Raw genomic sequence first — 18,530 nt, forward strand, 5'->3', positions numbered from 1 at the left:
CTTTATTCGGCGTTCTGTACAGCGGCGATCATCCGTACGACATCGACGGTTTCAGCGACATCATGAACACGCAGGATGCTCGCCCCTTTGGTCATCGCCAAGGCAGCCAGCGCCAGGCTGCCGTACATCCGCTCGTTGACTGGCCGATTCAAGGTCAGGCCTATCATGCTCTTGCGTGAAACACCCACCAGCAGCGGGCGCCCCAGGCGCTGCAAGCTGTCCATATGTTTGAACAGGCTGAGATTATGCTCCAGGTTCTTGGCAAAGCCGAAACCCGGATCAAGAATTATGCGTTCCGCCTCGATACCCACCGCCGCGCAAGCCGCCATGCGCGCTTCGAGATAGCGGCCGACCTCGGCAGTCACATCCTCGTAGTGCGGGTCGTCCTGCATGTTTCCGGGCTCGCCGCGCATGTGCATCAGGCACACCGGCAAGCCGGTCGCCGCGGCGGCATCCAGGGCGCCATCGCGTGACAGCGAGCGGACATCGTTGATCAGCCCCGCCCCCAGCCGCGCCGACTCGCGAATGACCGCCGGCGTGGAGGTGTCCACGGAGATCACCACATCCAGTTCGCGATTCAGCGCTTCGACGATGGGTGCAACGCGCTCCAGTTCCTCGAGCGCCGTCACCACCCGCGCACCAGGGCGGGTGGACTCGCCCCCGACATCGATCAGCGTGGCACCGGCCGCGACCATTTCCGCGGCATGCCGCAACGCCGCATCCCGCTGCGTGAAACGGCCGCCATCGGAGAAGGAATCCGGGGTGATATTGAGGATACCCATGACATGGGCACGGGAAAGGTCAAGAACCCGGTTGCCGCAAGGCAACCGGGTTGGGTACTGCTGTGAAGTCATGTCAGCCCTTAGTGTTGCGCAGCCGGACCACCGATCGGGGATTCAGGACGGTCACCCTGCGAAGCAGTGGTGCCCGAGGTGCCAGAATCGTTATCCCAGTCACGCGGCTCGCGCGGAGTACGACCTGCCATGATGTCGTCGATCTGGTCGGCGTCAATGGTTTCGTACTTCATCAGTGCATCGGCCATGGCGTCGAGCTTGTCACGGTTGTCCGTGAGGATCTGCTTGGCGGTGGCATAGCACTGGTCGATGATGCTGCGCACTTCGGAATCAATCAGCTTGGCGGTTTCACCAGACACGTTGGTGTGCTGGCCACCCGAGCCACGACCCAGGAACACCTCGCCTTCTTCCTCGGCGTACATCAGCGGGCCGAGTTTTTCCGACAGACCCCACTTGGTCACCATGTTCCGGGCGATCTGACTGGCACGCATGATGTCGTTGGAGGCACCGGTGGTCACGCCATCGAAGCCCAGGGTCATTTCCTCGGCGATGCGGCCGCCGTACAGCGAGCAGATCTGGCTGATCAGCGCACGCTTGGACAGGCTGTAGCGGTCTTCTTCCGGCAGGAACATGGTCACACCCAGCGCACGACCGCGCGGGATGATGGAAACCTTGTAGACCGGATCGTGCTCGGGAACGATGCGCCCGACGATGGCGTGACCCGCCTCGTGGTAGGCAGTGTTCTGCTTCTCTTTTTCCGACATGACCATGGTCTTGCGCTCGGCGCCCATCATGATCTTGTCCTTGGCCAGCTCGAACTCCTTCATCTCGACCACGCGCTTGCCGCCACGTGCCGCGAAGAGGGAAGCCTCGTTGACCAGGTTGGCCAGGTCGGCACCGGAGAAGCCAGGAGTACCACGGGCAATCACCGCCGGATTGACGTTCTCGCCGATCGGCACCTTGCGCATGTGCACTTTCAGGATCTGCTCGCGACCACGGATGTCCGGCAGGCCGACCACCACCTGGCGGTCGAAGCGACCGGGACGCAGCAGCGCCGGGTCAAGCACGTCAGGACGGTTGGTGGCGGCGATGACGATGATGCCATCGTTCATTTCGAAGCCGTCCATCTCGACCAGCAACTGGTTGAGGGTCTGCTCGCGCTCGTCATGACCGCCGCCCATGCCGGCGCCACGATGGCGACCCACGGCGTCGATCTCGTCGATGAAGATGATGCACGGTGCATGCTTCTTGGCCTGCTCGAACATGTCGCGCACACGGCTGGCGCCGACACCGACGAACATTTCCACGAAGTCCGAACCGGAAATGGTGAAGAACGGCACCTTGGCCTCACCTGCGATGGCCTTGGCCAGCAGGGTCTTACCGGTACCAGGCGGGCCGACCATCAGCACGCCACGGGGGATACGACCGCCTAGGCGCTGGAATTTGCCCGGATCACGCAGGAACTCGACCAGCTCGCCGACTTCTTCCTTGGCTTCGTCGCAGCCAGCGACGTCGGCCAGGGTAGTCTTGACCTGGTCTTCCGACAGCAGGCGCGCCTTGCTCTTGCCGAAGCTCATCGGGCCGCCTTTACCGCCGGCACCGCCCTGCATCTGGCGCATGAAGAACATGAACACGGCGATGATCACCAGGATCGGGAAGCTCGCGACCAGCAACTGGGTCCAGATGCTCTGCTGCTCTGGCTGACGACCCTCGATCACCACGTGGTTGTCGACCAGGTCGCCGATCAGGCCGTTGTCCTGGATCGCCGGACGGATGGTCTTGAAGGTATCGCCGTCGCTGCGCTTGCCGGTAATGACAGCACCGTCGACCGTGACGCGCTCGACCTTGCCATCCTTGACTTGCTGGATGAAGTCGGAATAGTTGAGGGTCTGCGGCTCATTCGGGCTGGAGAAGTTGTTCATCACCGTCACCAGGACGGCCGCGATGATCAACCACAGGATCAAATTCTTTGCCATATCGTTCAATTCGCTACCCTCTGAAGCAGGTTTAGGCGCAACCGTGCCTCGCATGATAATCAGCGGCTTAACTTACTACATTACCTACAACGGCTGTTGGCGCCGTCTGTAACCCTTTGTGAATTCAGACTACACGATATTCATCCACATCAGGCAGGCCCACCGATTGGAAAAACCTATCGGAAGGCCCGAAAGCTGCCGCGCTGACGCCTTATTCGCCGCGATACCCTCTCGCCAACAGATACTGCTCGCGTGAACGGTCACGTGAAGACGACGGCTTGCGCATCTGGACCTTCTCGAATTTCTGACGAACGTCCTTCAGATAAACGTCGAAACCTTCACCCTGGAAGATCTTGATCAGAAAATCCCCACCCGGGCGTAGGACCCGGCTGGCCAGATCAAGGGCCAACTCACACAGGAACATCGCCCGTGGCATATCGACGGCAGGCGTACCACTCATATTGGGGGCCATATCGGAAATCACAAGGTCCACTTGCGAATTACCTACGGCCTCGAGAATCTGCGCGAGCACGTCGTCGCGGGTGAAGTCACCCTGAATGAAGGTGACGTCGGGAATGCTGTCCATTTCCAGGATGTCGGAGGCGATCAGCCGGCCTTGCCCGCCGATCAACCGACTGGTGACCTGGGACCAGCCACCTGGCGCCGCGCCGAGGTCGATCACGCTCATGCCCGGACGGATCAAGCGGTCCTTTTCCTGGATCTCCAGCAGTTTGTAGCTCGCGCGCGAGCGATAGCCATCCTTCTGCGCCTGTTTGACGAAAGGATCGTTGAAATGCTCTCTCAGCCAGTTATGGCTGCTCTTGGAACGCTGCGCCACTGGGCACCTCGATGATTAAGCGTCGTGATTAACTGGGCGGAGCCACGGGCCCTCGGGTAAAATGGCCGCCATTTTTACAGAATCCAGACGAAAGGGTCAGATTATGCCGCTCAATAACGAGCAGAAGAAACAGTACAAATCCATTGGTCACGACCTGAAACCGGTCCTGATCGTGGCAGGCAATGGCTTGACCGAAGGTGTCCTCGGCGAACTGGAACGTGCCCTTGTAGATCATGAACTGATCAAGGTGCAGGTCAAGCTCGAAGACCGGGAAGAACGTCGCGCCGTCATGGACGAGCTGGCCAAGGTCGGCCGTGCCGAGCAGGTACAGATCATCGGCAAGATGGTCCTGCTGTACCGCCGCAACCCGCAGCCGAACAAGCAGCTGTCCAATATCCACCGTTACAAGTGACGGTGGCTCCAGCCAGTGGCGCGTTTCAACGCGCCCTGGTCGGAACGGGCTGGGCCACCAGCGCGATACCGCTGAAACCCAGTACGACGAAGCAGAACACCTGCCAGCGCTCCCCAGCGGAAACGCCGTAACGCAATGTGTAGTAACCAATGCATGCGGTAAAACCGACCAGCAGCAACTTGCCGCTGAACAGCTTTCCGAATGCCGCCACACCCCTCAGGCGCAGCAGCACCGCCATTTGGGTCAACAACCCAAGCGCCGCCACGCCGATCAACCAGCGGTCGATCTGCACGGAGATATCCTGCACCAGCAGAGGCGCCAGACTGCTGACCTTCAATGCCGGCACCAGCCCGACATGAAACACCCACAAGCCACCGACCCAGAACACCTGGGCCAGTTGCCAGAGGATGGCCTCGACGGGAAGCCCGCCAAGGCTGTCGTCAGATGTGCTTGACTTCGACAATCTCGTACTCGACCGTGCCGCTCGGGGTTTTCACCACGACCGCATCACCTTCTTCCTTGCCGATGATGGCACGGGCGATGGGCGCGCTCGCAGAGAGCTTGCCCTTCTTGATGTCGGCCTCGTCCTCGCCAACGATCTGGTAGGTCACCTGATCGCCGGTTTCGGTGTTTTCCAGATCCACGGTGGTACCGAAGATCACCTTGCCGGTGTGGGCGATGGTGGTGACGTCGATCACCACCGAGTTCTGCAGACGGCCTTCGATATCGCGGATCCGCGCCTCGACCATGCCCTGCTCTTCACGAGCGGCGTGGTATTCGGCATTTTCCTTGAGGTCGCCCAGCTCCCGCGCTTCACCGATCGCCTGGCTCAGGCGCGGGCGCTCGGTCTTGCTGAGGAAGGTCAGCTCGTCTTCCAGGGCGCGAGCGCCCTGGACGGTCATCGGGTACTTGGTAATGCTCATGCTTTGAGTCCTGCATGCAGATCCTGCAAGCGGCGAACGGTTTTTTCAGGACCGAACTTCAGCGCTTCGCAGATAGCTTCACCGGCCGCAATGGTGGTGGTGCAGTAGATCTTGTGCTGCAACGCATTGCGGCGAATCGAGTAGGAATCGGCGATCGACTGGCGACCTTCGGTGGTGTTGATGATCAGCGACACTTCGTCGTTCTTGATCATGTCGACCACGTGCGGACGACCTTCGGTCACCTTGTTCACGCGACGCACTTTCAGGCCAGCCGCTTCGATGATCTTGGCGGTACCGGCCGTTGCGACCACTTCGAAGCCCAGGGCGATCAGGTCGCGGGCAACGCCAGCCACTTGTGGCTTGTCGTCGTCACGCACGCTGATGAACGCGGTACCGCCGGTCGGCAGCACTTCGCTGGCACCCATCTGGGCCTTGGCGAAGGCTTCACCGAAGCTGTCGCCCACACCCATGACTTCGCCGGTGGATTTCATCTCAGGGCCGAGGATCGGGTCAACCCCTGGGAACTTGGCGAACGGGAACACCGCTTCCTTGACGCTGTAGAAGTTAGGAATGATTTCCTTGGTGAAGCCCAGCTCTTTCAGGGTCTTGCCGGCCATGACACGGGCCGCGATCATCGCCAGCGAGGTGCCGATGCACTTCGATACGAACGGTACGGTACGCGAAGCGCGCGGGTTGACTTCGATCACGTAGATCTTGTCGCCCTGCAGGGCCAGCTGCACGTTCATCAGGCCGACGACGCCCAGCTCCAGGGCCATCTTCTTGACCTGCTCGCGGACTTCGTCCTGCACGTGGGCAGGCAGCGAGTACGGTGGCAGGGAGCACGCGGAGTCACCGGAGTGAACACCGGCCTGCTCGATGTGCTGCATGATCGCGCCGATCACCACGTCGGTGCCGTCGCAGACCGCATCCACGTCCATCTCGATGGCGCAGTTGAGGAAGTGGTCGAGCAGCACCGGGCTGTCGTTGGAGACCTGGACCGCTTCGCGCAGGTAGCGCTTCAGCTCGTCCAGCTCGTAGACGATTTCCATGGCGCGGCCGCCCAGTACGTAGGACGGACGAACCACCAGCGGGTAGCCGATGCTGCCAGCGGCACGAATGGCTTCGTCTTCGCTGCGCACTGTCGCGTTTGGCGGCTGCAGCAGGTTCAGGCGCTGGACCATCTGCTGGAAGCGCTCACGGTCTTCGGCGCGGTCGATGGCGTCAGGGCTGGTACCGATGATCGGTACGCCGGCTTCTTCCAGGGCGCGGGCCAGTTTCAGCGGGGTCTGGCCGCCGTAGTGGACGATGACGCCCTTCGGCTTCTCGACGCGCACCACTTCCAGCACGTCTTCCAGGGTCAGCGGCTCGAAGTACAGGCGGTCGGAGGTGTCGTAGTCGGTGGAGACGGTTTCCGGGTTGCAGTTGACCATGATGGTCTCGTAACCGTCTTCACGCAGGGCCAGTGCGGCGTGTACGCAGCAGTAGTCGAACTCGATACCCTGGCCGATACGGTTAGGACCGCCACCCAGGATCATGATCTTGTCGCGAGTCGACGGGTTGGCCTCGCACTCTTCCTCGTAGGTCGAGTACAGGTAGGCGGTGTCGGTGGCGAACTCGGCGGCGCAGGTGTCGACGCGCTTGTACACCGGGAACACTTCCAGCTTGTGGCGGTGACGACGCAGGTTCTTGTCGGTGATGCCCAGCAGCTTGGCCAGACGCTGGTCGGAGAAGCCCTTGCGCTTCAGGTTCAGCATCAGTTGCTTGTCGATGGCGGCCAGGCCCAGGGTCTTGACCTTCTCTTCTTCCTTGATCAGGTCTTCGATCTGAATCAGGAACCAATGGTCGATGCTGGTCAGGGCGAAGATTTCGTCGCGGGTCATGCCGGCACGGAAGGCGTCAGCCACGTACCAGATACGCTCGGCGCCCGGCACGGTCAGCTCGCGCTTGAGGATGCTCGGGGTTTCCGGGTTGGCCAGGTCGACTTTCGGGTCGAGGCCGCAAACGCCGACTTCCAGGCCGCGCAGGGCTTTCTGCAGGGATTCCTGGAAGGTACGGCCGATGGCCATGACTTCACCCACGGACTTCATCTGGGTGGTCAGACGGGCGTCGGCTTTCGGGAATTTCTCGAAGGCGAAGCGTGGCAGCTTGGTAACGACGTAGTCGATCGACGGCTCGAAGGACGCCGGGGTGCGACCGCCGGTGATGTCGTTCTGCAGCTCGTCGAGGGTGTAGCCGACCGCCAGCTTGGCGGCGATCTTGGCGATCGGGAAGCCGGTGGCTTTCGACGCCAGGGCGGACGAACGGGATACCCGCGGGTTCATCTCGATCACGACCATGCGGCCGGTGTCCGGGCAGATACCGAACTGCACGTTGGAACCGCCGGTCTCGACACCGATTTCACGCAGCACCGCCAGCGAGGCGTTGCGCATGATCTGGTATTCCTTGTCGGTCAGGGTCTGTGCCGGAGCAACGGTGATCGAGTCACCGGTGTGCACGCCCATCGGGTCGAAGTTCTCGATGGAGCAGACGATGATGCAGTTGTCCTTTTTGTCGCGGACCACTTCCATCTCGTACTCTTTCCAGCCGATCAGGGATTCGTCGATCAGCAGTTCCTTGGTCGGCGACAGGTCCAGACCACGGGCGCAGATTTCTTCGAACTCTTCACGGTTGTAGGCGATACCGCCACCGGTGCCGCCCATGGTGAAGGACGGACGGATGATGCACGGGAAGCCCAGCTTCTCGAGGACCGCATTGGCCTCGTCCATGCTGTGGGCAATACCGGAGCGCGGGCACTCCAGGCCGATGGCCTTCATCGCCTTGTCGAAGCGCGAGCGGTCTTCGGCCTTGTCGATGGTGTCGGCGTTGGCGCCGATCATTTCCACGCCGAATTTTTCCAGGACGCCTTCGCGCTCCAGGTCCAGGGCGCAGTTCAGTGCGGTCTGGCCACCCATGGTCGGCAGCAGGGCGTCCGGGCGCTCCTTCTCGATGATCTTGGCCACGGACTGCCACTTGATCGGCTCGATGTAGGTGGCGTCGGCCATGGCCGGGTCGGTCATGATGGTGGCCGGGTTGGAGTTCACCAGGATGACGCGGAAACCTTCCTCGCGCAGGGCCTTGCAAGCCTGGGCGCCGGAATAGTCGAATTCGCAGGCCTGGCCGATCACGATCGGGCCAGCGCCGAGAATCAGGATGCTTTTAATGTCTGTACGTTTTGGCATGGTTGTCACTCAAATCCGCAGGTCAGTCGGCAAGCCGTCTTGAACAATCTTGGTCAGGCGCTGCTGGACCGGTCGCGACCGGTCCAGGGCCTTCTCGCAGGGATGCTTAGCGGCGCTTGGCCATGGCATCGATGAAACGATCGAACAGTGGCGCGACGTCGGTCGGGCCAGGGCTGGCTTCAGGGTGCCCCTGGAAGCTGAACGCGCTCTTGTCGGTACGCTCGATACCCTGCAGGGTACCGTCGAACAGCGACTTGTGGATGGCGCGGACGTTGTTTGGCAGCGTGGCCTCATCGACCGCGAAACCGTGGTTCTGGCTGGTGATCATCACCACGCCGGTGTCCAGGTCCTGGACCGGGTGGTTGGCACCGTGGTGACCATGACCCATTTTCACGGTCTTGGCGCCGGAAGCCAGGGCCAGCAGCTGGTGACCGAGGCAAATACCGAAGACCGGGATCTCGGTTTCGAGGATCTCCTTGATCGCCAGGATGGCGTAGTCGCAAGGCTCCGGATCGCCAGGGCCGTTGGACAGGAACACGCCATCAGGATTGAGGGCGAGCACTTCGCTGGCAGGGGTCTGTGCTGGCACCACGGTCAGACGGCAGCCGCGGGCGACCAGCATGCGCAGGATGTTCAGCTTCACGCCGTAGTCGTAGGCAACCACATGGTACGGCAGGTCGGCGGCTTCGATGGTCGGGTGGCTGTCGGTTTTCAGCTCCCAGACACTGGAGCGCCACTCGTAGGCGGTCTTGGTGCTGACCACCTTGGCCAGGTCCATGCCCTTCAGGCCCGGGAAACCACGGGCAGCGGCGATGGCGGCTTCTTCGCTGATGTTGTCGCCGGCCAGGATGCAGCCGTTCTGCGCACCCTTCTCACGCAGGATGCGGGTCAGGCGGCGGGTATCGATACCGGCGATCGCCACGACATTGTTGGCCTTGAGGTAGTCGCTCAGGGACAGGGTGTTACGCCAGTTGCTGGCAATCAGCGGCAGGTCGCGGATGACCAGGCCGGCCGACCAGACGCGGTCGGACTCGGCGTCCTCGGCGGTGGTGCCGGTGTTGCCGATGTGCGGGTAAGTCAGGGTAACGATCTGTTGCGAGTACGATGGGTCAGTCAGGATTTCCTGATAGCCGGTCATTGCGGTGTTGAACACCACCTCACCAACGGTCTGACCGTCGGCTCCAATGGCTTCACCGCGAAAAATGCTGCCATCGGCAAGGGCGAGTATGGCTGGCTTAGTCAAGAAGACCTCCCGTAAATCAAGCCTGAAGGGGCGATCGCAGGTTGCAAAAAAGCGGAATGACGTATAGACACGTCACCCCGCTTTCTTCGTCGAATTATCTGCGCGCTTTTAGTGGACACACTAAAGCTGTAGCTTACAGAAAAACGCTTTTTTGGTCTACCACTGATGTGTCTGAAAGACGCAGGAATGCGACAGGGCGCATCGGAGAGGGCCGCGACAGCGGATCGACCCTGAAAGGCCGACCCGCTCCCGGGTAAAGCGAATGGCGGATCAGTGCAGCTCGAGCACGTCCTGCATGTCGTACAGGTCAGCCTCGCGGCCGTCCAGCCACATGGCGGCACGCACCGCGCCCTTGGCGAAGGTCATGCGGCTCGAAGCCTTGTGGGTGATCTCGACGCGCTCGCCTTCGGCAGCGAACAGCACGGTGTGATCACCAACCACATCGCCGGCACGCACGGTGGCGAAACCGATGGTCTGGCGATCGCGGGCGCCGGTCTGGCCTTCGCGACCATACACCGCCACTTCCTTCAGATCACGACCCAGGGCCTGGGCAACCACTTCACCCATGCGCAGCGCAGTACCGGACGGCGCATCGACCTTGTGACGGTGGTGAGCCTCGATGATCTCGATGTCCACTTCGTCAGCCAGCACGCGGGCGGCCGTATCGAGCAGCTTCAGGCAAAGGTTGACGCCAACGCTGAAGTTGGCGGCGAAGACGATCGGAATCTCCTTGCCCGCCTCGACCAGCAGCTGTTTTTCCTCGGCACTGAAACCGGTGGTACCGATGACCATGGCCTTGCCTGCCTTGCGGCAGAACGCCAGGTTCTTCAGGGTCACCGAAGGATGGGTGAAGTCGATCAGCACGTCGAACTCTTCCACCACCTTGGCCAGGTCGTCCGAGATCGGTACGCCGATCCGGCCCAGCGCCGCCAGCTCACCGGCGTCGGCGCCGACCAGCGTGCTGTCCGGACGATCCACCGCTGCCGTCAGGCCTGCGCCCGGGGCTTGCTGGATCGCTTCGACCAGGGTCTTGCCCATGCGCCCTGCCGCGCCCATTACCGCAATACGTCGCATGCGTCATTCCTTCCTTACAGATCGCCGAAGAAGCGTTTTACACCTTCGAACCAGCCACTGGCCTTGGGCGAATGGGAGCTGTCGCCTTCCAGGGAAGCACGCAGCTCTTCGAGCAGCTCGCGCTGGCGACGACTCAGGTTGACCGGGGTCTCGACCGCCACACGACACATCAGGTCGCCAGCACCGCCGCCACGTACAGGGGCAACACCCTTGCCGCGCAGACGGAACTGCTTGCCGGTCTGGGTGCCTTCCGGAATCTTCAGCTTGACCCGACCATCGAGGGTCGGCACTTCCAGCTCGCCACCCAGGGCGGCATCGGTGTAGCTGATCGGTACTTCGCAGTACAGGTGCTTGCCGTCACGCTGGAAGATCGGGTGTTCGCGAACGTTGATCACCACGTACAGGTCGCCGGTCGGGCCACCCTGGGTGCCAGCTTCGCCTTCGCCGGAGAGGCGGATGCGGTCGCCGGTGTCGACGCCAGCCGGCACTTTCACCGACAGGGTCTTGTACTCTTCGACGCGGCCTTCGCCGTGGCAGGAATCGCACGGGTCGGTGATGATCTTGCCCTGGCCATGGCAGCGCGGGCAGGTCTGCTGCACCGAGAAAAAGCCTTGCTGCATGCGCACCTGACCGATACCACCACAGGTCGGGCAGGTTGCAGGCGACGAGCCTTTCTTCGCGCCCGAACCGTCGCACGGCTTGCAGTTGACCAGCGTCGGCACACGGATGTTGACCGTGGTACCGCGCACCGCCTCTTCCAGGTTCAGTTCCAGGGTGTAGCGCAGGTCACTGCCGCGCTGGGCGCCGCCGCGGGAGCCGCCACGACCACCACCGAAGAAATCACTGAAGACATCGCCAAAGATGTCGGAGAAGTTGGCGCCACCGAAACCGGCACCGCCGCCACCCATGCTCGGGTCGACGCCGGCATGGCCGTACTGGTCGTACGCCGTGCGCTTGCTGGCATCGGAAAGGACTTCGTAGGCCTCGTTGGCCTCCTTGAACAGTTCTTCCGACTCTTTGCTGTCGGGATTACGGTCCGGGTGGTGCTTCATCGCCAGGCGACGGTAGGCCTTCTTCAGATCGGCCTCGCTCGCGCCCCGCTCGACTCCCAGAACCTCGTAATAGTCACGCTTTGCCATGGTTCTTTGCACTCTTGAGGACGTTCGGCAAACCTCTGCGCATCAGCGCTGTGCCGTCAGCACCGGCATCAAGACCAGTGCTGGAAAAAATTCGGGTATTCCAGACACGCCAACGCGGGAGCAAGCCCCCGCGCGGCGACATCCTACCAGTCAACGTCAAACATCAGTCAACCGGCCGACAACGAACAGCAATTACTTGTTGTCTTTGACTTCTTCGAACTCGGCATCGACGACGTCGTCGTGCTTGGCGTCGTCAGCCTGCTGGGCCTGGGCACCAGCTTCCGGCTTCTCGGCCTGTTCGGCGTACATCTTCTGGGCAACCGGCGCGGAGACTTTCGACAGCTCCTCGACCTTGGCGTCGATGGCAGCCTTGTCGTCGCCTTTGACAGCGGCTTCCAGGGCAACCACGGCAGCTTCGATCGCGGTCTTCTCTTCGGCGGTTACCTTGTCACCGGCGTCGGCGACCATCTTGCGAGTCGAGTGGACCAGCGCGTCACCCTGGTTGCGGGCAGCGGCCAGCTCTTCGAACTTGCGGTCTTCCTCGGCGTTGACTTCAGCGTCACGCACCATCTGCTGGATTTCTTCCTCGGACAGACCGGAGTTGGCCTTGATCACGATGGACTGCTGCTTGCCAGTGGCCTTGTCCTTCGCGCCGACATGCAGGATGCCGTTGGCGTCGATGTCGAAGGTCACTTCGATCTGTGGAACGCCACGTGGTGCTGGCGGAATCTCGGCCAGGTCGAACTTGCCCAGGGACTTGTTCTGACCGGCTTGCTTGCGCTCGCCCTGCAGCACGTGAATGGTCACGGCGCTCTGGTTGTCGTCGGCAGTCGAGAACACCTGCGACTTCTTGGTCGGGATGGTGGTGTTCTTCTCGATCAGCGCGGTCATCACGCCGCCCATGGTTTCGATACCCAGGGTCAGCGGGCTGACGTCGAGCAGCAGGACGTCCTTGACGTCACCGGCCAGAACGGCGCCCTGAATGGCAGCACCCATGGCAACAGCTTCGTCAGGGTTGACGTCCTTGCGCGCTTCCTTGCCGAAGAACTCGCTGACGGTCTTCTGCACCAGCGGCATACGGGTCTGGCCACCGACCAGGATCACGTCGTCGATCTTGCTGACGTCGATACCGGCGTCTTTCAGGGCGATGCGGCAAGGCTCGATGGTGCGCTGAACCAGGTCTTCGACCAGCGACTCCAGCTTGGCGCGGGAGATCTTCACGTTCAGGTGCTTCGGACCGGTCGCATCGGCAGTGATGTACGGCAGGTTGACGTCGGTCTGCTGGCTGGAGGACAGCTCGATCTTGGCTTTTTCAGCGGCTTCTTTCAGACGCTGCATGGCCAGAGGGTCGCCCTTCAGGTTCATGCCGGTTTCTTTCTTGAATTCGTCGACGAGGTAGTCGATCAGACGAATGTCGAAGTCTTCACCACCGAGGAAGGTGTCACCGTTGGTTGCCAGTACTTCGAACTGGTGCTCGCCATCGACTTCGGCGATCTCGATCACGGACACGTCGAAGGTACCGCCACCCAGGTCATACACGATGACGGTGTGGTCGCCCTTGGCCTTGTCCATGCCGTAGGCCAGTGCGGCCGCGGTCGGTTCGTTGATGATGCGCTTGACGTCCAGACCGGCGATACGACCGGCGTCCTTGGTAGCCTGGCGCTGGCTGTCGTTGAAGTACGCAGGTACGGTGATGACCGCTTCGGTCACTGCCTCGCCGAGGTAGTCTTCGGCGGTTTTCTTCATCTTCTTCAGGACTTCGGCGCTGATTTGCGGCGGAGCCATTTTCTGGCCGTTGACTTCGACCCAGGCGTCGTTGTTGTCAGCCTTGACGATCTTGTACGGAACCATCTGGATGTCTTTCTGCACCACTTCTTCTTCGAAGCGACGGCCGATCAGACGTTTTACCGCGTACAGGGTGTTGTGCGGGTTGGTGACGGCCTGGCGCTTGGCCGACTGGCCAACCAGGATTTCGCCGTCGTTGGCGTAAGCGATGATCGACGGCGTGGTGCGAGCGCCTTCGGCGTTCTCGATCACCTTGACGTTGCCGTTTTCCAGAATGGAGACGCAGGAGTTGGTGGTCCCCAGGTCGATACCGATGATTTTGCCCATGTTAACTCTCCCGAAACTTTGGATTTGGTTGCCGCAGCGGTGGTTGCCTACTGCGGTAGCACTTAAACGCTTGACACCTAGATGGGGGCCATCCGGCTAATTTCAAGCCTTCTCGTCGATGGAAGGCGAAACCGGTGCCGGAGCCTTGCTGACCACGACCATGGCCGGGCGCAGCAGGCGGCCGTTGAGCTGATAGCCCTTCTGGAACACCTTGAGCACGCTGTTCGGCTCGACGTCGGCGCTTTCCTGCATGGCCATCGCCTGGTGCTGCTCGGCGTTGAAGGGTTCGCCGTGCGGATCGATGGCTTCGAGGTTGTAGCGCTTGAGGGTGTCCTCGAACATCTTCAGGGTCAGCTCGATGCCTTCGCGCATCGGACGGATGTTTTCGTCATCCGGATTGGACAGCTCCAGGCCGCGCTCCAGGCTGTCGAGGATCGGAAGAAGATCGCCCGCGAACTTCTCCAGGGCAAATTTGTGCGCCTTTTCCACATCCTGCTCGGCGCGGCGGCGTACGTTCTGCAGGTCGGCAGCGGTGCGCAGGGCCTGGTCCTGGGCGGCGGCAACCTGCTCTTCGAGCAGTTGCACGCGGGCAACCAGATCCTCGGAACCCGCTTCGGCGGCTTTGTCTGCGTTCGGATTCAGTTCGTCCAGCTTCTGCTCATCAGCCATGAAATCTCTCCTCTCAATGTCGTCGGCGAGCTCGACTCGCGCATCTGCCGGCCTATATGGGGTCGCAAAAAGCAGCTTCAAGGGTGATTGAACATCAATGTGCGGCGCACATAACTGTCCGCGATCAAAAACCGCCCCGGGCGAGCGAATCGGACTAAGGCGGGGCATTGCCAGCATTTTCAAAAACACTGTATAAATAACCAGACCTTTTGATTCTGGGAGTCGCCCGCATGCTGGTGCACCTGTCCATCCACAACTACGCCATCGTCGAACACCTCGACCTTGAACTCGCCCGCGGCATGAGCGTCATCACCGGCGAAACCGGGGCCGGCAAGTCGATCATGCTCGACGCCCTGGGCCTGACCCTGGGCGATCGCGCCGACAGCGGCGTGGTGCGCCCCGGCGCGGACAAGGCCGACATCCTCGCCACCTTCGACCTGGTGGACATCCCCGAGGCCCGCACCTGGCTGGCGGAGCGCGACCTGGACAGCGACGGCCCGTGCATCCTGCGCCGGGTGATCACCGCCGAGGGCCGCAGCCGAGGCTATATCAACGGCACGCCCTGCCCCCTCGGCGACCTCAAGGCGCTGGGCGAGCTGCTGATCGACATCCATAGCCAGCACGAGCACCAGTCACTGCTGAAGACCGACACCCACCGCCGCCTGCTCGACGAATACGCCGGCGCCACCGACCTGGCCCGCCAGGTCCAGCTGGCCGCGCAGCGCTGGCGGCAGACCCATACCGAGCTGGAACGCCTGCGCAATTCCGGCGATGAACAGCGCGCCCGCCACCAGTTGCTCAGCTACCAGCTGGAGGAACTGGACAACCTCGGCCTCGGCGAGAACGAACTGGAACAACTGGAACAGGAACACAAGAACCTGACCAATGCCGAAGCCCTGTTCGGCATCTGCCGCCAGGTCATCGACCATTGCAGCGAAAGCGACTCGGGCAACGTGCTCAGCGCCCTGACCGTCAGTGTCAATCGCCTGACCGCCGTGCAGAATGCGCCGCGCGCACTGGGCGAGGCGGTCAACCTGATCGCCAGCGCACAGATCCAGGTGGAAGAGGCGGTCGGCGAACTCAACCGCTTCCTCGACAACTTCGATGCCGACCCGATGCGCCTGCAACAGCTCGAGGAGCGCCTCGACACCCTCTATACCCTGGCGCGCAAGCACCGCATCCACCCCACCGGCCTGCTCGACCTGCAGCAGCGCCTGGGCGAGGAACTGGAAAGCCTGAACGCCAACGATGAGTCGATCGAGCGCCTGGAAGACGAACTGAAAGCCTACGCCCGCCACTATCACGAGAAGGCCGGCGAACTCAGCAGCCTGCGCCAGCGCGCCTCGACCCAGCTGTCGGCCGCAGTGGAGCAGGAAATTCAGCGCCTGGGCATGCCGGGCGGACGCTTCCGCATCGAACTGCGGCCCGGCAATGGCGAAGACCTACACCCCCACGGACTGGAACAGGTGGAACTGCTGGTCAGCGCCAACCCGGGACAACCGCTCAAGGGGCTGGCGAAAGTCGCCTCGGGCGGCGAGCTGTCACGGATCAGCCTGGCGATCCAGGTGATCACCGCGCAGACCTCGCGGATTCCGACCCTGGTCTTCGACGAAGTGGACGTGGGCATCGGCGGCCCGACTGCGGAAATCGTCGGCCAGTTGCTGCGGCGCCTGGGCGAACGCGGTCAGGTACTGACCGTGACCCACCTGCCGCAGGTGGCGGCGCAAGGTCATCACCACCTGTTCGTGCACAAGGTGCGCGACAGCGATGCCACCCACACCGCCGTCGCCAGCCTGGGCAAACGCGAGCGGGTCGAGGAAGTGGCGCGGATGCTGGGCGGCATCGACCTGACCAAGGAATCTCTGGCCCACGCGAAGAAGATGGTCGTCACCAGCAAAAGCTGAGATCCAGAACCAAAGAAGGCGACCCGCGGATCGCCTTCTTTGTTTATGCAGCAAGCGCGAACGCTTACTTCTTCTTGCGTACGTACAGCACCAGATTGTGGTCGACCAGCTCGTAACCGTGCTGGGCAACGATTTCCTTCTGGCGTTTCTCGATTTCAGGATCGAAGAACTCGATCACCTCACCGGAATCCACGTTGACCATATGGTCGTGGTGGCCGCCGTCGGCCAGCTCGAATACCGCGTGGCCGCCGTCGAAGTTGTGACGCACGACCAGGCCGGCAGCCTCGAACTGGGTCAGGACACGGTAGACCGTGGCCAGGCCGACATCTTCTCCAGCTTCCATCAATGCCTTGTAGACATCTTCAGCGCTCATGTGGCGCTGCTCGGTGGAGTCGAGCATCTGTAGGATCTTGACTCGAGGCAGGGTCACCTTGAGACCGGCTTTGCGCAGTTCGCTATTTTCAACCATGGTCAGCTTTCTCGCCGATGCTGCTTCGCAGCTTCTCTGAATACGGGTATGATCGGGGTTTACGTTGTCCAGCCAAGATAGTGGAAGTCGCCCACCGATGCAAAACACCAAGCTCTTGCTAACCAGCCTCACCCTCGTGGGACTGCTCGCACTCGCCGGTTGCTCGTTCCCCGGGGTTTACAAAATCGACATCCAGCAGGGCAATGTCGTAACGCAGGACATGATAGACCAATTGCGCCCTGGAATGACCCGTCGCCAAGTACGGTTTATCATGGGCAACCCGCTGATCCAGGATACCTTCCACACCAATCGCTGGGATTACCTGTACAGCCTGCAGCCTGGCGGCGGTGAGCGCCAACAGGAGCGCATCAGCATTTTCTTCAATGAAAATGACCAACTGGCCAGCCTGTCCGGCGACTTCATGCCTGGCGTGAGCCGTGACCAGGAAATCCTTGGTAACGAAAGCAGCACCACGGTCAGCCAGCCAGGCGAGCAACAGGCCCAGCCGGCGAAAGCAGAGAAGCCTGCACGCCCGGGTTCGCTGGAAGAGAAGATCCAGCGCGACGTCGATACCATCGAAGTCATGCCGGTCCCGGCTCCGCCGCCCCTGCAAACCGAGTAATCACGGCGCGCACAAAAAAGCCCGAACAGCAGTTCGGGCTTTTTTATGGCTGCCGGAAAATCAGCCGTAAAGCTGCTTGGCCCGCTGGCAGAACGCATCGACCAGGGTATTCGCCGCCTGGTTGAACAGCGGCCCCAGGGTCGCCTTGACCAACGCGCCGGAATATTCGAACGACAGGTCCAGGCTGATCTTGCAGGCCTTCTCGCCCAACGGCTTGAACACCCACAGGCCATGCAACTGACTGAACGGACCCTCTTCCAGGTTCATTTCGATGGACTGCCCCGGCACCAGCACATTACGCGTTACAAAATGCTGGCTGAGACCGCCCTTGGCCACTTCGACCTTGGCGCGCATGGCCGTGTCACTGGACTCCAGCACAGTGGAGCCCGAGCACCAGGGCAGGAATTTCGGGTAGCTCGCAACGTCATTGACCAGATCGTAGAGTGCCTGAGCGGGATAAGGCAGCAGGGCCGACCGTTGAATATGGGTAGTCATCCAGGCGTCAGTTCCAAACGTGAACAAGAAGAATGCGCCGCATTGTCCGGGATTCACTCCGTCGCCTCAAGCTCGCCACTCCCCCGTAGCCGCCGACGCGGCGACTCCCTATAATGCCGCCCCTATGGCCAAACAAAAGAAACATCCGACAGGGACCATCGCGCAGAACAAGAAAGCGCGACACGATTACTTCATCGAACACAAATTCGAGGCCGGACTGGTCCTGTCCGGTTGGGAAGTAAAAAGCCTGCGTGCCGGCAAGGCGCACCTCGTGGACAGCTACGTGCTGCTCAAGGACGGTGAAGCCTGGCTGATGGGCAGCCACATCACCCCGCTGACGACCGCCAGTACCCACGTCATCGCCGACCCGACCCGTACCCGCAAGCTGCTGCTCAATCGCCGCGAGCTGGAGCGTCTGTACGTGGGCGTGCAGCAGAAGGGCTACACCTGCGTCGCGCTGTCCATGTACTGGAGCAAGCACCTGATCAAGTGCGAGATTGCTTTGGGCAAGGGCAAGAAGGAATACGACAAGCGCGATACCGAGCGCGAACGGGATTCCAATCGCGAGCTGCAGCGTGCGGTGCGCAACAAGGGGCGGGAAGACTAGTTCTTCGGCGCCTCTGGTGGCCTCATCGCTGGCAA

The 18,530-nt window shown here is 61.6% G+C and carries 17 protein-coding genes; 4 read left to right on the forward strand and 13 right to left on the reverse strand.

The window, feature by feature from the left end; all coding sequences use genetic code 11:
• Positions 1–2 precede the first annotated feature (2 nt).
• From folP to rlmE, 3 genes are all read right to left on the reverse strand, one after another.
• Positions 3–854 carry a dihydropteroate synthase gene (gene folP / locus AC2CQI_RS16530; protein ID WP_075803531.1) on the reverse strand — a complete coding sequence of 284 codons (852 nt, stop codon included), beginning with the start codon at positions 852–854 and terminating at the stop codon, positions 3–5.
• 8 nt (positions 855–862) lie between these two features.
• Positions 863–2,770 carry an ATP-dependent zinc metalloprotease FtsH gene (ftsH, locus tag AC2CQI_RS16535; protein WP_075803532.1) on the reverse strand — a complete coding sequence of 636 codons (1,908 nt, stop codon included), beginning with the start codon at positions 2,768–2,770 and terminating at the stop codon, positions 863–865.
• A 211-nt stretch (positions 2,771–2,981) separates the two neighbouring features.
• Complete coding sequence (rlmE, locus tag AC2CQI_RS16540) at positions 2,982–3,608, reverse strand: 23S rRNA (uridine(2552)-2'-O)-methyltransferase RlmE (RefSeq protein ID WP_075803533.1); 627 nt, start codon at positions 3,606–3,608, stop codon at positions 2,982–2,984.
• 103 nt (positions 3,609–3,711) lie between these two features.
• Here rlmE and yhbY point away from each other — a divergent pair, with 103 nt between their 5' ends.
• Positions 3,712–4,020 carry a ribosome assembly RNA-binding protein YhbY gene (gene yhbY / locus AC2CQI_RS16545; protein WP_075803534.1) on the forward strand — a complete coding sequence of 103 codons (309 nt, stop codon included), beginning with the start codon at positions 3,712–3,714 and terminating at the stop codon, positions 4,018–4,020.
• A gap of 25 nt (positions 4,021–4,045) precedes the next feature.
• Here yhbY and AC2CQI_RS16550 read toward each other — a convergent pair whose 3' ends face one another.
• The 8 genes from AC2CQI_RS16550 to grpE form a co-directional block, all read right to left on the reverse strand.
• Positions 4,046–4,483, reverse strand: a complete 438-nt coding sequence (locus tag AC2CQI_RS16550) for an MFS transporter (RefSeq protein WP_075803535.1) — start codon at positions 4,481–4,483, stop codon at positions 4,046–4,048.
• Entirely contained in the window at positions 4,461–4,943 is a 483-nt protein-coding gene (gene greA / locus AC2CQI_RS16555; protein WP_075803536.1) for a transcription elongation factor GreA, read from the reverse strand. Before greA ends, AC2CQI_RS16550 begins: the two co-directional genes overlap by 23 nt.
• Entirely contained in the window at positions 4,940–8,161 is a 3,222-nt protein-coding gene (gene carB, locus AC2CQI_RS16560; protein WP_484577342.1) for a carbamoyl-phosphate synthase large subunit, read from the reverse strand. Before carB ends, greA begins: the two co-directional genes overlap by 4 nt.
• Positions 8,162–8,267: 106 nt before the next feature.
• Positions 8,268–9,404 (reverse strand): glutamine-hydrolyzing carbamoyl-phosphate synthase small subunit, encoded by a 1,137-nt coding sequence (carA, locus tag AC2CQI_RS16565; RefSeq protein WP_484577343.1) that lies wholly within the window; start codon positions 9,402–9,404, stop codon positions 8,268–8,270.
• A 270-nt stretch (positions 9,405–9,674) separates the two neighbouring features.
• Positions 9,675–10,478, reverse strand: coding sequence for a 4-hydroxy-tetrahydrodipicolinate reductase (gene dapB / locus AC2CQI_RS16570; RefSeq protein ID WP_484577344.1), 804 nt, complete (start codon positions 10,476–10,478; stop codon positions 9,675–9,677).
• A 14-nt stretch (positions 10,479–10,492) separates the two neighbouring features.
• Positions 10,493–11,617, reverse strand: coding sequence for a molecular chaperone DnaJ (gene dnaJ, locus AC2CQI_RS16575; RefSeq protein WP_075803540.1), 1,125 nt, complete (start codon positions 11,615–11,617; stop codon positions 10,493–10,495).
• A 192-nt stretch (positions 11,618–11,809) separates the two neighbouring features.
• Positions 11,810–13,729 (reverse strand): molecular chaperone DnaK, encoded by a 1,920-nt coding sequence (gene dnaK, locus AC2CQI_RS16580; protein ID WP_484577345.1) that lies wholly within the window; start codon positions 13,727–13,729, stop codon positions 11,810–11,812.
• Between the two features lie 102 nt (positions 13,730–13,831).
• Entirely contained in the window at positions 13,832–14,398 is a 567-nt protein-coding gene (grpE, locus tag AC2CQI_RS16585; protein ID WP_075803542.1) for a nucleotide exchange factor GrpE, read from the reverse strand.
• Between the two features lie 230 nt (positions 14,399–14,628).
• Here grpE and recN point away from each other — a divergent pair, with 230 nt between their 5' ends.
• Positions 14,629–16,302 carry a DNA repair protein RecN gene (gene recN, locus AC2CQI_RS16590; RefSeq protein WP_484577346.1) on the forward strand — a complete coding sequence of 558 codons (1,674 nt, stop codon included), beginning with the start codon at positions 14,629–14,631 and terminating at the stop codon, positions 16,300–16,302.
• Positions 16,303–16,366: 64 nt separating this feature from the next.
• Here the strand turns inward: recN and fur are convergent, their stop codons facing one another.
• The gene (gene fur, locus AC2CQI_RS16595) at positions 16,367–16,771 is read right to left on the reverse strand and encodes a ferric iron uptake transcriptional regulator (RefSeq protein WP_042125706.1); all 405 of its coding nucleotides are present in this window, start codon (positions 16,769–16,771) and stop codon (positions 16,367–16,369) included.
• A gap of 97 nt (positions 16,772–16,868) precedes the next feature.
• On the opposite strand from fur, the gene AC2CQI_RS16600 reads away from it, so the two are divergent.
• Entirely contained in the window at positions 16,869–17,393 is a 525-nt protein-coding gene (locus AC2CQI_RS16600; protein ID WP_075803544.1) for an outer membrane protein assembly factor BamE, read from the forward strand.
• Positions 17,394–17,453: 60 nt separating this feature from the next.
• On the opposite strand, the gene AC2CQI_RS16605 is transcribed toward AC2CQI_RS16600, so the two are convergent.
• Positions 17,454–17,888 carry a type II toxin-antitoxin system RatA family toxin gene (locus AC2CQI_RS16605; protein WP_075803545.1) on the reverse strand — a complete coding sequence of 145 codons (435 nt, stop codon included), beginning with the start codon at positions 17,886–17,888 and terminating at the stop codon, positions 17,454–17,456.
• Positions 17,889–18,012: 124 nt separating this feature from the next.
• On the opposite strand from AC2CQI_RS16605, the gene smpB reads away from it, so the two are divergent.
• A complete protein-coding gene (gene smpB, locus AC2CQI_RS16610; protein ID WP_075803546.1) occupies positions 18,013–18,495 on the forward strand; it encodes an SsrA-binding protein SmpB in 483 nt (160 codons plus the stop codon).
• Positions 18,496–18,530: the final 35 nt, after the last annotated feature.

Source organism: Pseudomonas sp. P2S-1, assembly GCF_057197725.1.